9 protein-coding genes are annotated in these 13,820 nt (G+C 56.3%); 8 read left to right on the top strand and 1 reads right to left on the bottom strand.

Annotated elements, in window-relative coordinates:
• Positions 1-277: 277 nt before the first annotated feature.
• From ACRC0P_RS01780 to ACRC0P_RS01755, 6 genes are all read left to right on the top strand, one after another.
• Positions 278-2,914 (top strand): TonB-dependent receptor, encoded by a 2,637-nt coding sequence (locus ACRC0P_RS01780; RefSeq protein ID WP_438627924.1) that lies wholly within the window; start codon positions 278-280, stop codon positions 2,912-2,914.
• Positions 2,915-3,073: 159 nt separating this feature from the next.
• Positions 3,074-4,375, top strand: coding sequence for an ergothioneine biosynthesis protein EgtB (gene egtB / locus ACRC0P_RS01775; protein WP_438627922.1), 1,302 nt, complete (start codon positions 3,074-3,076; stop codon positions 4,373-4,375).
• 2 nt (positions 4,376-4,377) lie between these two features.
• Positions 4,378-5,340 carry an L-histidine N(alpha)-methyltransferase gene (egtD, locus tag ACRC0P_RS01770; RefSeq protein WP_438627986.1) on the top strand — a complete coding sequence of 321 codons (963 nt, stop codon included), beginning with the start codon at positions 4,378-4,380 and terminating at the stop codon, positions 5,338-5,340.
• 238 nt (positions 5,341-5,578) lie between these two features.
• Positions 5,579-6,979: a hypothetical protein gene (locus ACRC0P_RS01765; protein ID WP_438627920.1), complete on the top strand. Its 1,401-nt coding sequence runs from the start codon at positions 5,579-5,581 to the stop codon at positions 6,977-6,979.
• Between the two features lie 101 nt (positions 6,980-7,080).
• Positions 7,081-8,085 carry a hydrolase gene (locus ACRC0P_RS01760; protein ID WP_438627918.1) on the top strand — a complete coding sequence of 335 codons (1,005 nt, stop codon included), beginning with the start codon at positions 7,081-7,083 and terminating at the stop codon, positions 8,083-8,085.
• A complete protein-coding gene (locus tag ACRC0P_RS01755) occupies positions 8,082-9,761 on the top strand; it encodes an NAD-dependent malic enzyme (protein ID WP_438627916.1) in 1,680 nt (559 codons plus the stop codon). The genes ACRC0P_RS01760 and ACRC0P_RS01755 overlap by 4 nt, the downstream gene beginning before the upstream one ends.
• 118 nt (positions 9,762-9,879) lie before the next feature.
• Here ACRC0P_RS01755 and ACRC0P_RS01750 read toward each other — a convergent pair whose 3' ends face one another.
• Positions 9,880-10,824: a tyrosine-type recombinase/integrase gene (locus tag ACRC0P_RS01750; protein WP_438627984.1), complete on the bottom strand. Its 945-nt coding sequence runs from the start codon at positions 10,822-10,824 to the stop codon at positions 9,880-9,882.
• A gap of 245 nt (positions 10,825-11,069) precedes the next feature.
• Between ACRC0P_RS01750 and ACRC0P_RS01745 the strand changes: the two genes are divergently transcribed.
• Together ACRC0P_RS01745 and ACRC0P_RS01740 are read left to right on the top strand one after the other, a co-directional pair.
• Positions 11,070-12,140: a DNA-binding protein gene (locus tag ACRC0P_RS01745; RefSeq protein WP_438627914.1), complete on the top strand. Its 1,071-nt coding sequence runs from the start codon at positions 11,070-11,072 to the stop codon at positions 12,138-12,140.
• Positions 12,141-12,529: 389 nt separating this feature from the next.
• Positions 12,530-13,639 carry a hypothetical protein gene (locus tag ACRC0P_RS01740; protein WP_438627912.1) on the top strand — a complete coding sequence of 370 codons (1,110 nt, stop codon included), beginning with the start codon at positions 12,530-12,532 and terminating at the stop codon, positions 13,637-13,639.
• Positions 13,640-13,820: the final 181 nt, after the last annotated feature.

Genomic DNA, 13,820 nt, shown 5'->3' with positions numbered 1-13,820 from the left:
GATATTTCCGTCGGCACTATTCTGATTGGCAGGATTCTAGCAGTGGATGAGCGCATCAAAATAGTTACCGGGCGGCAAATATTGGTCACAAAAAAAGATATCGAGTGGGATTGAGCGCCATTGAGTCGGGGCTTGTTTCCTGAGGGCAAGACAGAACTGACCGGTCACCCAAAAAAAGTCATAACAGGCTTTTAATCCTTCTGACCTGACCGTAAGATGGGGTCAATAACAAAAATAGAACATCACGTTTTTCTATAACAACAAACGCGAGGACGCGATGATGCATTACGCCGATCAGACCGGTAGCCACCGGTGTTTCCGCCTGTCCACTCTTTCCCAGGCAATCGCATTCGCCACCGCCATCAGCGGCAGCGCCTATGCGGCTGAAATTGAGGAGGTGACGGTAACCGCGCAGAAGCGTGCGGAAAACCTGCAGGACGTACCCATCTCCATCTCTGCCTTTACCGGCGACAACATCGAGAAGATGGGAGCGCAGAACCTGACCGACCTGGGCAAATCCACCCCCGGTGTCGAAATGAACAACGATACCACTCTTCAGCCCACCTACAATATCCGCGGCATCCAGACTTCCGATTTCACAGTGGGCTCCGACCCGGCGGTGGCCGTATATGTGGATGGTGTCTACACCGGCCGTGGTGCCGGTGCCGAAATCCCACTGGCGGATATCGAACGGGTGGAGGTATTGAAAGGCCCGCAGGGAACCCTGTTCGGTCGCAACGCCACCGGCGGTGCCATTCACATCGTCACCAAGAAGCCGTCCAACGAAAACCATGCGGAAGTATCCATGACAGCGGGCAACTACGGCCGCCTGTCTTCCGATGTGATCATCAACCGCGCGCTGACCGAACAGCTCTCCATGCGTTTCTCCGCATCCAGTGACCGCCGGGACGGTTACTACGACAATGCCGGCGAGGGTTCCGACTGGAACGGCCAGGACACCCAGACCTACCGAGCCGCCTTCTCCTGGGTACCCAGTGAGAACACCGAGATTGTCTGGCGCAACGAGTACAACAAGTTGGACCAGAACAGCGGCATCCGGGTATCCACCAACAGTTCCATTTCCGAGGGCGATATCTTCGGCGATCTGGCTCTGGATTTCCCCAACCGCGAAAAGCGCGATCTCTACGGCAGCTCGCTGACCGTCAGCCACGACTTCGATGACGTTACGCTCACCTCCATCACCGCTTACCGCAAACTCGACGCGATGATCCAGCAGGACGAAGACGGCACAGCCAATGCCGATTTCTTCTTCGGTTCCCGCAATACCGACGAACAGGAATACTTCTCCCAGGAACTCCGCCTCAACGGCGCCACCGATACCCTGAAGTGGACCCTGGGTGCCTCCTATTCACAGGAAGAGCTGGAACACCAGACCGATGCGATTTTTACGCCCAGCACTTTCGAATCCTTCGCGCTCTATACGGCGCTGAAGGATGACCCCACTCAACTGGCAGCGCTTGGCTTCGACCCCGATATGCTCGCCGCTTTCGCGAATATGACGGACGAACAGATCAGAAAGCAAGTACCCGCACTTCGACAGGGACTGCGCATGACCCCACTGGATCTCGGCCCCTACGGCATGGCGACTGCTGACGGCGCCGTGACTGCTGCTTTCTTCGGCCAGACCTTGCTGCCGCAACTACGTGCTCAGGCCGAAGTTAACCCGCAGGTACTTCAGGGCTTTACCTGTGCGACACCCCTGGGCATGGTGGAAAATGCGCAAGCTGCCTTCCAGCAAGCACAGGCTTCGGGCGACCCCAATGCGATCGCCCAGGCCGGTGCCGCCTTGCAGCAGGCTGGGCAGCTTATGCAAGGGTGCCTGATTTCCGGCGCCAACGCTTTTGTCCAAGGCACCAACGCCTCCTGGACCGAGAGCGTACTCAACACCGGCGACTACCGCTCGGCCGCCATCTACGCCGATGCCACCTGGTCCATCACCGAGCGTATGGACCTGACCGGGGGAATTCGCTACACCCGGGACGACAAGGACTTCACCATCGATACCACCTACCAGAACAGCCTTTACGACATCCCCTTCGGTATCGCCTTCTTCAGCGACGGCCAGCCGATGGTGTCCCAGAAGCAGTCCGACAACTGGTCCGACCTGTCCGGCCGCCTGGTGCTGGATTACCGCTGGAGCGACAACGTGATGACCTACGTGTCCTGGGCCAACGGCTTCAAGGCGGGCGGTTTCAACAGCCTTAATTACGGCGACGATATTGAGAACTCCTTCGACCAGGAGAATGTCACCAATATCGAGCTGGGCCTGAAGTCCAACCTGCTGGACAACCGCATGCAGCTGAACGCGGCCCTGTACAGTTACGAGTACGACAACCTGCAGGAGCTGGTCCTGATCGGCGAACCGATCCCCAGCTACAACCTGCGCAACGCCGATGCCGAGGGGCAGGGTGCCGAGCTGGAAGTACTCTGGGCGGCCACCGACAATCTGCTGGTCGGCGGTAATTATTCCTACCTGGATACCGAGTACACCAGGTACAAGGTCATTACCGCCGCCGGTGAGACCCAAGAGGACGACCGCACCGGCCAGCCGCGGGTGGGCACACCAGAAAACAAGGTCAACCTGATGGCCGAGTACACCCTGCCGCTGAACAGCGGTGCCCAAGTGGTGTTCCGCGGTGACTACAACTGGACCGACGAGCGGGTGGGCACCATCACCGATCCCTCCCTGGTGATCGACGACTACAAGCTGCTGAATGCGCGGGTGGCCTTCAACAGCGCCAACGACACCTATACCGTTTCCGCCTGGGTGCAGAACCTCACCGACGAAGAAATTGTCGGCTCCTACGGCGGCCCGGGTGAAGCGATTGGCTCCAACACCGGCTGGCGCTTTGCGCCTCGGATGTACGGTGCCGACTTCACCATGCGCTTCTAGGAGGGGAGCCTGTTCGCAAACGAGTGAAGTGATAAGGCCGGCTTTGTCGGCCTTTTTAAAAGAAATTGGCGCCAAATAACTCTTTAATCAGGTCCATTTCATAGGAATTGCGTCCAAACTGCGTATGATGAATCCCAATAACCGCAGTTCGCAATTGGAATGACGATGCTGGTGCATGAGGCCGATATCAAAGCCCAGACTGAAACACAGGCCGAGCTTCTCACCCGTTATCGGCGCATTCGTGGGGAAACCGAGCAGTTGGTGGACCCGCTTTCCGCGGAAGACATGCAGCTCCAGTCCATGCCCGATGCCAGCCCGAGTAAATGGCATCTGGCCCACACCTCCTGGTTCTTCGAAACCTTTATCCTTCAGCCTAACCTGCCGGATTATCGACTGTTCGACCCCGGCTACCACCACCTTTTCAATTCCTATTACAACAGCTTGGGCACCCCCTTCAGCCGGCCACAACGCGGGCTACTGTCGCGCCCGGACCTGGACAGCGTCTTTGCCTACCGCAGCGCCGTGGACCGGCAGATGAATCGGCTTCTGGCCGGGCAACCCCTGTCTCCAAACCTGGAAGCGCTGGTCGTGCTGGGCCTGAACCACGAACAGCAGCACCAGGAACTGCTGTTGACCGATATCAAACACGCCTTCTCCATCAATCCGGTTTTGCCGGCCTACACCGACTACAGCCCTGAGGATGATGACAGCGTTGATACGACAGACATGCGCTGGCTGCAAATACCCTCCGGGGAGTACGCGATCGGCAGTGACGGCGACCACTTCTGTTTCGACAATGAGAGTCCACCGCACCGGCAGCTGCTACAGGACTTCCAGATTGCCTCGCGCCTGGTGAGCAATGGAGAATACCTGGAGTTTATCGAGGATGGCGGCTATCGCGAGCCGCGCCTGTGGCTCTCCGACGGCTGGGCCTGGTTGCAGCGGCAACGCATCGATAAGCCGCTCTACTGGCAGCAGCGGGAAGGTCGCTGGTACCAGTTCACCCTGAGCGGACTGCAGCCGCTGCAGGGCCCCGAACCCGCCTGCCATCTCAATTTCTACGAGGCGGACGCCTACGCCACCTGGGCGGGCAAACGCCTGCCTAGCGAATTCGAGTGGGAGGTTGCCGCCTGCCTGCACCACCAGCCGGACCAGTTGGCCAAAGCCAACCTGCTGGAAAAGCGCCAGTTTCGCCCTCTGGCCGCCGATCACGGGCAAACCCAGTTTCTCGGCGACCTGTGGGAGTGGACCTCCAGTGCCTACCTGCCCTATCCCGGGTTCCGCGCCAGCGCTGATGCGGTGGGGGAGTACAACGGCAAGTTCATGTGTAACCAGAAAGTATTGCGCGGCGGCTCCTGCGTAACACCGGCTGACCATATCCGTATGAGTTACCGGAATTTCTTCTATCCACACCAGTCCTGGCAATTTACGGGTATTCGTCTTGCGGGAGATCTATTGTGAATATGGCATTGGCACAGCGGCTCGACACGCAGCCGGAAATCGGCGAATTTTTGCGGGACGTACTCGAAGGACTGAGCGGGCAACAGAAAACCCTGCCGTGTAAATATCTCTACGACGAAACCGGTTCCCGCCTGTTCGAGCAAATCTGCGAACTCGACGACTACTATCTCACCCGTACCGAAGCGACGATTCTCGAGGAAAACCTCGGCGAGATGGCCACCTGCATTGGCCCCGAAGCACTGATCGTTGAGCCCGGTGCCGGCAACTGCGAAAAGATCCAGCCGCTACTCGAGGAATTGGAATCTCCCAGCGGCTATATGCCCATCGACATTTCCCCGGAAATCCTGCTCGCCGCAAGGGATGCCATTAAAGAGCGGCTGCCCCAGATCCAGGTCCACGCCACTGTCGGTGACTTCACCCAGCACAGTGCCTGGCGCGCCCTGGAAAACAACGGCGGAGACAAGCGGGTGATCTTCTTTCCCGGCTCCACCATCGGCAACTTCAACCCCGAACAGGCCAGGGCATTGCTGCGGAATTTTTCCTCACACCTGGAGGCCGGCGACGGCCTGTTGATCGGCACCGATCTGGTAAAAGATTCCGTGATTCTGGAGCGTGCCTATTGTGACAGCAAGCATATCACCGAGGCTTTCAATAAAAACCTTCTAGTGCGCATCAACGGTGAGCTGGCGGGGGATTTTGATACCGGTCTCTTCGCTCACCGCGCCTTTTATCACCCGTTGCGCCAACGGGTGGAAATGCACCTGGTCAGCCTGAAAGACCAGGCAGTGCATATCGCCGGGGAAACAATCCGGTTCAAAGAAGGGGAGACCATCCACACGGAGAACAGCCACAAGTACTCCCTCGAGGATTTCCATAACCTGCTTGCGGAAACCGGCTACACTCCACAGAAACATTGGCGTGACGGACAGCGACATTACGCTATCCATTACGCTCGGGTAAGCTGACGGGGGCGGAAAATCTTTCCTGGTTTCCCCTGCAAATCCGCGCCAATTCAAATAGATTTACGCCAAAACCCCATCAATCTTCCCAGGCACTATTAGCGCAAAAGCTAAAATCAATTGGCAGCCTTTGATTATTTGAGCTATTGGATTACAGGCTTTTCGCAGTAGTAGCGCGCAGTTCCCGTCGCTTGTAAAGCTTCATCCAAATAATACAGAAGCCATCTCAGAGCGGAGGAGATCCATGTCAATTACCACTTCCAGGCCGACCATTATACGGCTGCTCCTGACCACATTATTCATTTTTTCCCCACAGGCACTGGCGCAGGATGAGGCCCCGCCCAGCAGCTACATGCCCGTAGTGGATAAGGAGAGTTTCAGCGACACGCTCGAGCGTATGCGGGAGGAGAAACCCTCCATTGAGAAGCGTCACAAGGAGCTCCTCAACAAACGCTATGACCTGTCCGACAAGCCGGCGCAAGGGGTCACCATGAGCGGTGGCAAGGCCGTGCAGAGCGGCGTACGCGTCAAGCTGCCTCGCGGCACCAGCTGGGAGGACCTGGCAAAAATGTCACCGGAGAATATCCGGGAAAAAGAACTCTGGCCCGAGGGCTTCTACCCACTGCCACACCCCAACCAGAATGAAGGGGGAATGCTGTTCCCGCAATTCCACATCGACGCGATAAAGGACCAGGAGGGTAGGGACCTCACCCGTTTCGACCTGGATTTCCTGCTGCCGGACACCTTTCTACCGGAGTTCCCGCCACCCATCTTCCTTACCACCCGGCCGGACCTCGGCGATGTATCCCAGGGCAAGGCTGTCACCCTGACCAACTTTTTCGAGCTGTTCAACGGTATCCTCAACCCAAAACAGCTGGAGGGGATGCGGCTGCTGGTGACGCCTTTCCCGCAGCAGCAATTCAACGCTACCACCGACCGGCGCTCGGAAAAACCCAGCCTGGGTGTCGCCTGCCTGGACTGCCATATCAACGGGCACACCAACGCCGCCACCCACCTGGTGGGTGATATCCGGCCGCAGAAGCACCGCCACCGTATCGACACTCCCACATTGCGCGGAGTGAATATCCAGCGACTGTTCGGCTCCCAGCGGGCCCTGAAAAGTGTGGAAGACTTCACTGAATTCGAGCAGCGGGCCGCGTACTTCGATGGCGACCCGGTAATCGCCACCAAGAAAGGCGTCAATATCCTGGAGCGGGGCAGCCAGGTACATTTTATGGCTGAGGTACAGGAACTGTTCGACTTTCCTCCGGCGCCCAAGCTGAACCTGCTCGGGCGGCTGGATAAGAACAAGGCCACCGAGCAGGAACTGCGCGGCGAAGAGATATTTTTCGGCAAAGGCCAGTGCGCGGTCTGCCACACCCCGCCTTACTTTACCGACAACCTGATGCACAACCTGCGCACGGAGCGCTTCTTCAAGCCCAAAATGATCAACGGCCGCCTGGCCAGCGCCGACGGCCCCATCAAGACCTTCCCCCTGCGCGGTATCAAGGACTCGCCCCCTTACCTGCACGACGGCCGGCTGATGACCCTGGATGACACCGTCGAGTTCTTCAACATCGTGCTGGGCACCCAGCTTACCGAGCAGGATAAGAAAGACCTGGTGGCTTACATGTATACTCTTTAACTCTCTCCCGGAGCCCGGCAGTTCAAAGGAACAGCCGGGCTCCCTCTTTGGTTCCGAGGCAAAACCCGGTAAGGTGCGCGCTCGACCTGCTGGAACCTGCAATGAGTAAGAAGTTCGCCCCCGCGGCCGGGCTCGGCAACCGCCACCTGCAAACGTTGTTTCCCCGATTCCACCGTCCCAAACCCCGGGTTGAGACTCTCCGTACCTGGTATCCTACCCCGGACGGCGACCGGCTGGCACTGCACGCCCCGGCAGCCCTGGTGGACGACCCACAGCGCCCACTGGTTCTGGTGTTGCACGGCCTGGAGGGTTCCGTGGATTCCCCCTATGTCCAGGGGCTGATGCCAGCCCTGCTGGAGCGGCACTATCAGGTGGCGGTGATGCATTTCCGCGGCTGCGGTGGCGTACCCAACCAACTGGCGCGGGCTTACCACAGTGGTGACAGCGACGATCCCCGCTGGCTGGCGGGAGAGCTGAAGAAGCAGTTACCCAACACCCCACTGATGGCTGTCGGCTACTCCCTGGGCGGCAACGTCCTGTTGAAGTGGCTGGCCGAGGACGGGGAGGGCAGTCCACTAACCGCCGCGGTGGCAGTATCCGCGCCCATGGACCTGAGCGCCTGTAGCCGGCGTATAGACTCCGGACTATCGCGCCTCTATCAACGGCACCTGCTGGCCAGCCTGAAAGCCAGCCTGCGGCGGAAGGCAGCCAATCCGCAACTGGCCGCGACCCTACCGAACCTGGATGACCCACAAAATTTCCGCAACTTCCGGCAGTTCGACAACGCCTTTACCGCGCCCATGCACGGATTCCGGGACTCGGACGATTACTACACCCGGGCCTCCAGCAAGCCGCTGCTCAAGCATATCACCAGGCCAGCGTTGATTATTCATGCGATCGACGATCCCTTTATCTGTCCGTCGGCAATTCCGCACAAAAGGGAAGTCAGCGCCCAAGTACAGCTTGAAATTAGCAAGCAGGGCGGGCATGTTGGCTTTGTCAGCGGCAGCCTGTGGCGGCCACACTACTGGTTGGAGTCGCGGATTCCCGACTTTCTGGCCGATTACAAAGACATACAATCACCTGGTAAAATCTCAGCAGTATGAACGACCCAATCAAACGCCCCCTCTATATTCCTCACGCCGGCCCCTCCTTACTGGAAATGCCCCTGCTGAATAAGGGCAGCGCATTTACCCTGGAGGAACGCCTGGAGTTCAATCTGATCGGCCTGCTGCCGAACAATGTCGAGAGCATTAAAGAGCAGGCCCATCGTGCCTATCATCAGTACCTCAAGTGCAAGAACGACCTGGATCGCCATATCTACCTGCGCGCGATCCAGGATGACAACGAGACGCTGTTTTTCCGCCTGATCGAAGCCCACATCGAAGAGATGCTGCCGGTCATCTACACCCCGACGGTAGGGGAGGCCTGCGAAGAGTTTTCCAATATCTACCGCAACCACCGCGGCCTGTTTATCTCCTATCCCGACCGGGAACACATGGACGATATCCTGCGCAGCGCCACCAAGAACAACGTAAAAGTTATCGTGGTCACTGACGGGGAGCGTATTCTCGGGCTCGGCGACCAGGGCATCGGCGGTATGGGAATTCCGATCGGCAAGCTCTCCCTGTACAGCGCCTGTGGCGGTATCAGCCCGGCCAATACCCTGCCGATCATGCTCGACGTAGGTACCAACAACAGAGAACTGCTGAAAGACCCCATGTACATGGGTTGGCGTCACGAGCGAATTTCCCAGTCGGAGTACGATGACTTTATCGCCCAGTTTATCGATGCAGTGAAGCGGCGATGGCCCAGCGTACTGCTGCAGTTCGAGGACTTCGCCCAGAAGAACGCCATGCCGCTGCTGGAAAAGTATCGCGACCAGCTCTGCTGTTTCAACGACGATATCCAGGGCACCGCGGCGGTTTGCGTGGGCACCATACTGTCGGCGTGCCAGGCGAAAGGTGAAAAAATCGGAAATCAAAAGGTTGTTTTGGTTGGCGCAGGCTCCGCCGGCTGCGGTATTGCAGAGCAGATCATCAAAGCGATGATAGATCAGGGGTTAACGGATACCGAGGCCAGAGCCCGGCTTTTCATGGTGGATCGCAACGGCCTGCTGACTACGGATATGGACGGCCTCTACGATTTCCAGGCCAGGCTGGCCCAGAACCCGAAAGACCTGGAGGGCGTAAACGGCTGGAGCCTTCAACAAATCATCGGGCAGGTCAGACCGACCGTGCTGATCGGCGTTTCAGGGCAGGGCGGCCTGTTTACCCAGGGTGTTATCGAGACCATGCAGGCGGGCTGCGCAAGGCCGGTGGTGCTGCCGCTGTCCAACCCAACGTCCCGAGCCGAAGCCACTCCGGAACAAATCCTGGAATGGACAAACGGCCAGGCGCTGGTCGCCACCGGAAGCCCCTTTAAACCGGTAACGGTGAACGGAGAAACCTATCCCATCGCCCAGTGCAACAATGTCTATATTTTCCCCGGTGTCGGTCTTGGAGTGATCGCCGCGGGCGCCACAAGGGTGACGGAATCCATGCTGATGGCCGCCTCCAAAGCTCTCGCCAGCCAGGCGCCGATCAATACCACCGGTGAGAATATCCTGCTTCCGCGGCTGTCGACGATCCGCGAACTGAGCAAGAAAATCGCCTTCGACGTGGCCCGCCAGGCGCAGAGCGACGGCGTCGCCCTGGTCAGCGAGGCCGAGGACCTGGTGTCCGCGATCGAGCAGAACTTCTGGTATCCCCGCTATCGGAAGTACCGGCGGCGGTCCTTCTAAAAGCTTTTTCCAGAACTATCGTGCGAGCGCCGGCAGCGACCGGCGTTCGCTGCAACAACTTTCGAGATGGCGAGACGCCACGCAGAGGTGGGACTCGCCTGTGAATCTCCGAGCCGCTTTAGATCAGCGTTGCCATTTTTCCCATCAGGATGATGGTGGCATTATCGCTGAAACGCTGCCCCTCTTCGATATATTCCCAGACCGTAGCATCGCTTTTCCACCCACCCTGCTTCTTGATCAGTTCAAAGTCCACCTTCTCCCGGGCAGCCGACGTAGACAGTCCGCGGCGAAAACTGTGGCTGCTTAAACTGGCAACGAAATCAAAACCACAGGAAGTGCCAAGGCTTTTCAGTAGGTCATTGACTGCCCCTGGGCTAAGCTGCTTTGGCCGAACCTGGTCCCAGCGGTTGACTGAGCGAAATACCGGCCCCTCAGTAATAGCGGCCCGGTCCAGCCAACGCCTGAGGGCGGTAGCAGGGCAGATTTGCTTGTCCCCAAAGGGCAGGGCACGCGCCAATCCTTCCCCACCTTGATCGGTCTTGGACTTTGGCAATCGGATAACAAGCCCTTCATCCTCCCAGGTCAGGTCAGAAACCTGTATCGCCACGAGTTCACTGCGCCGAAAGGCCCCAAAAAAGCCGGTGAGCAATAGGGCGAGATCCCGCAACTTCTTCTTTGTATCCGGAAGCCCCCGTAAATGGCTGGCCATTGCCGCAATATGCTGAAGACGCAGCGCCTTGGCCTTCTGTTTTGGCGTGCCATGTATACGCCGAATGCCTTCCATCGTTTTCTGCACCAGGGGATCGTTAACCGGATTGGCAAAGCCTTGGTACTGATGCCATTGACCAATGGCCGTGAGGTGTAAATCCAGAGTGCGCGGGTTGACCTCTTTGACACGGCTGAGCAAATAACGCACAACCACCTGGCTATCGGTAGGAAGTCTTCCTCCCCACTTCTCAAACTGCCGGACCGCTGATCGGTAGGCCTTGCGGGTGTTATCTGACGTCGCTGCGCGCAGGTACTTCTGTACTTCCTCTCCAGATTGCAATTCCCGCGCGCTCATTGACGCAACTGTGAAGTGACTTGGAGATTGCGAGGGTGGGTGTTCTTTGTCCATTGGAGAATGTGTCATCGAAAGGCCGTATTTGTACTGATGGCGGGAAGAAGAGATTCGTACTGAAAATTCTAACCGACGATAAGTGTCATTATCGATGGTTAATAAAGTGTTTCAAGAAGTTATTCCAAACAAGAATATAATGTTATATTACGTACTACGTAATATGGTATGAAAAACAAGGAGACCGAAGAATGGCGCGTATAGGGGTTACTTATCTGGATATCGCTCAAGCTGCCGAGGCGGTGAAGGGCCGAGGTGAGGAGCCGACAGTGGACAGAGTGAGAGCCGAGCTGGGTACGGGAAGCAAAAGCACAATTGCCCCACTGCTGAAGCGCTGGCGTTCTGAAACGGGCAACCAGGCTGATACAGGCGGAATGCCCAGGGACCTGGTTGAAGCGCTGAGAGCATTACACGATCGGGTACAGCAAGAAGCCGACCGGAAAGTGGAGGAGGCCAGGGAAGGGTTTGAGGCCACCGCCGAGAAGCACAAACGGGAGAGGGAGGAGGCCAGGGCTGCCACCGCCGGCCTGGAGGATGAGGTGCGCAGCCTGAAGCACAAATTGGAGATCTCCGAGGAGCAGAATCGGAAATTAAAGTCGGCTCAGGAGGAATCACAGGCGGCGCTGAACAAAAGCGAGTTTCAACGGGAAGAGGGCAGCGTCCGTATTGCCGAACTTAAGGCGACCGTGGAAGAGCTAAAGCAGGAAAATCGCGATATACGCGACCATTTTGAGCATTTCCAGCAGCGGGCAGCTGATGATCGCCAGCACGAGCGCGATCAGTTCAGGTTGACAAACGAACAGCTCAAGGGGCAGATAGCCGACCTTGCGGAGCAGCTTTCTGAAGCTGACCGCAGGCTCACGGAACGTGAAGAGACCGGTGACCGGCAGCAGGAGATCATAGCGACACTGGAAACGGAAAATCAGCATTTGCGGCAGCAAGTCTCAGGATACCGCACTGAAGTTGAGACCCTAAAGGAAAGGCACATCGACCACGCAGAGGAGATTGCGGCAAAGGCTGCCGAGATCAGCGTCCTGCACGATAAAGTTACCTCTTTATCGAGCCATAACGCGTCTGTCAGCAAGGAGGCTGAACTGTTGCGGCAATCGCTGGGCAAAGTAGAGCTGGAGCTGAACTCAACCAGAGACAGGGTGATCCTGTTGACTGACGAGAATCGGGCAATCTTACAGGAAAAGGCTGTCATCCAGGGCCAATTCAAACAGCTCGAAAATTCTTTACGAGAGTCACTCCCGAGTGAATGAAGGTTGAACCTGGCATGGAGTAAAAAGCCAAGCTCTATCCGGCTCCGCAGCCAGCTCCCATGAGGGTCGGCAGGGATTCTGGAAATTTTCGCCAAAATGATAGGTTAACTTGTTGTTTCTAAAGGATTTTTATCTGGCGTGACCATAAAGGGAACCACTATAAGCCAATAGCCACTAGCCACTAGCCACTATAAGGGGGAAGATCTACTTTTGACACTTAATTCATCCGTAATTTTGATGGTCGCCAGTAGTCCTAAAGGGCTATTGGTGGTGGGCGGCTATTGCGGTAAAGTCGATGACATAAAGGGGGCAGATCTATTTTAGATGCTTTATTTGACATCGACCATTAAATGAACAGTCAATAAATTCAAGCCAATATGGAGGCAGGGATGACTGATAGTACTGGCGGTAACGATAAGTCGATGGTCGGCCGGGGAGCTAGGTTAGGGTTAGTAATAATTAGAACGATTAGAAATAGCCCTTTTGGAAGGCTGATACTATTTCTTCTGGTAAGCGCTGCAATACTCACAATTGGCCTGCTCGGACTGGTTAAGTCTGGTGGTATTGCTGATAGCATAATTGCAGGGCTGAAGTTGCTCGCGGACGGGGATGCGGATCAATTTGATAGGGGAGTAATACTAAACCTGGTGGTGTTTGCATTTACCATGGTTTTTTCACTTGGACTATCTATATTACTTAGTCCGGCCTTTCAGTATGCTCCCCACTTGACGGAATTTGTCAAGGATGGGGGGTTGCTAAAAAGCACTTCTACGGGAGGTGGCAGTGCGATCCCTGCGATTTTTTTGATGGGTTCTATGGCTGTTTCTGTAGCGGTTAGCCTCGATGTTAATATCAAGAACTACCTGGATGGCAGGAAAGGCGAAGTTACTTCGGAAGCAACACCTGACCTTCCTTCAGTTCCCGAGCCGGACCCTATCGATCCAGAGAATCCCGAGCCTGGTATTGATCCGGTGGCGCATGGGGAAATAAACGATTTGAAAGACAGTATCGACAGACTGGATCAAACGTTTCAGGCTCTACTTGCCGCTGTTAATCATAGAAACCTGCAACTGGATCCAGAGTCCCTGAATATTCTTTCAGATTCTGTTGCAGATACACTGTGGGAGAAATATCACCTTCAGTTTAAGGAACAGCTCATAGCCGCTTTACCCGACCAGAATGACATTGAATCGATATTAGATCGGCGTGAGAGTCTGGAGCGTCCACAGGTCGATGCCGATGTACTTGACGCTAGATACTACGCTTCAGAGATTGAGTATCAACACTGCTTAGAGCAAAAAAAGATTCTGTACCTGTTTCTGACCAAAGCAAGAAAAGAAGACTGCAAAAATACTGCTTATGGCTGGGTAAAGGAAATTCTGCCCAACCTGAGTGTTAGGGATGAAACTCTTAATGCAGGGAACTCGCTGGTAGAGGAGTCGGGTAATGACAAGAAAGAGAGTGATGAAGGGGGCGCTCTGGCGCTTGGGGAAAAATAGAGGAGCTGTTCGCCTGCAAGCAGGCTCCTACAACCGGTCCGCCCGTGACGGGGATGCTTTTGATTATGGAAGTACCGCCAGATTGACAACCCCGACTGCCGCATCCAATTCCTTGATCACCCGTGTAAATCGTACTGGTAGGAATCTAGCGGCCGGGGCAAAAATCTGCCAGGCGAACATT

The organism is Microbulbifer sp., from assembly GCF_051659245.1.
Taxonomy (GTDB): Bacteria; Pseudomonadota; Gammaproteobacteria; order Pseudomonadales; family Cellvibrionaceae; genus Microbulbifer.
This window is presented reverse-complemented; position numbering and strand designations above follow the sequence as displayed.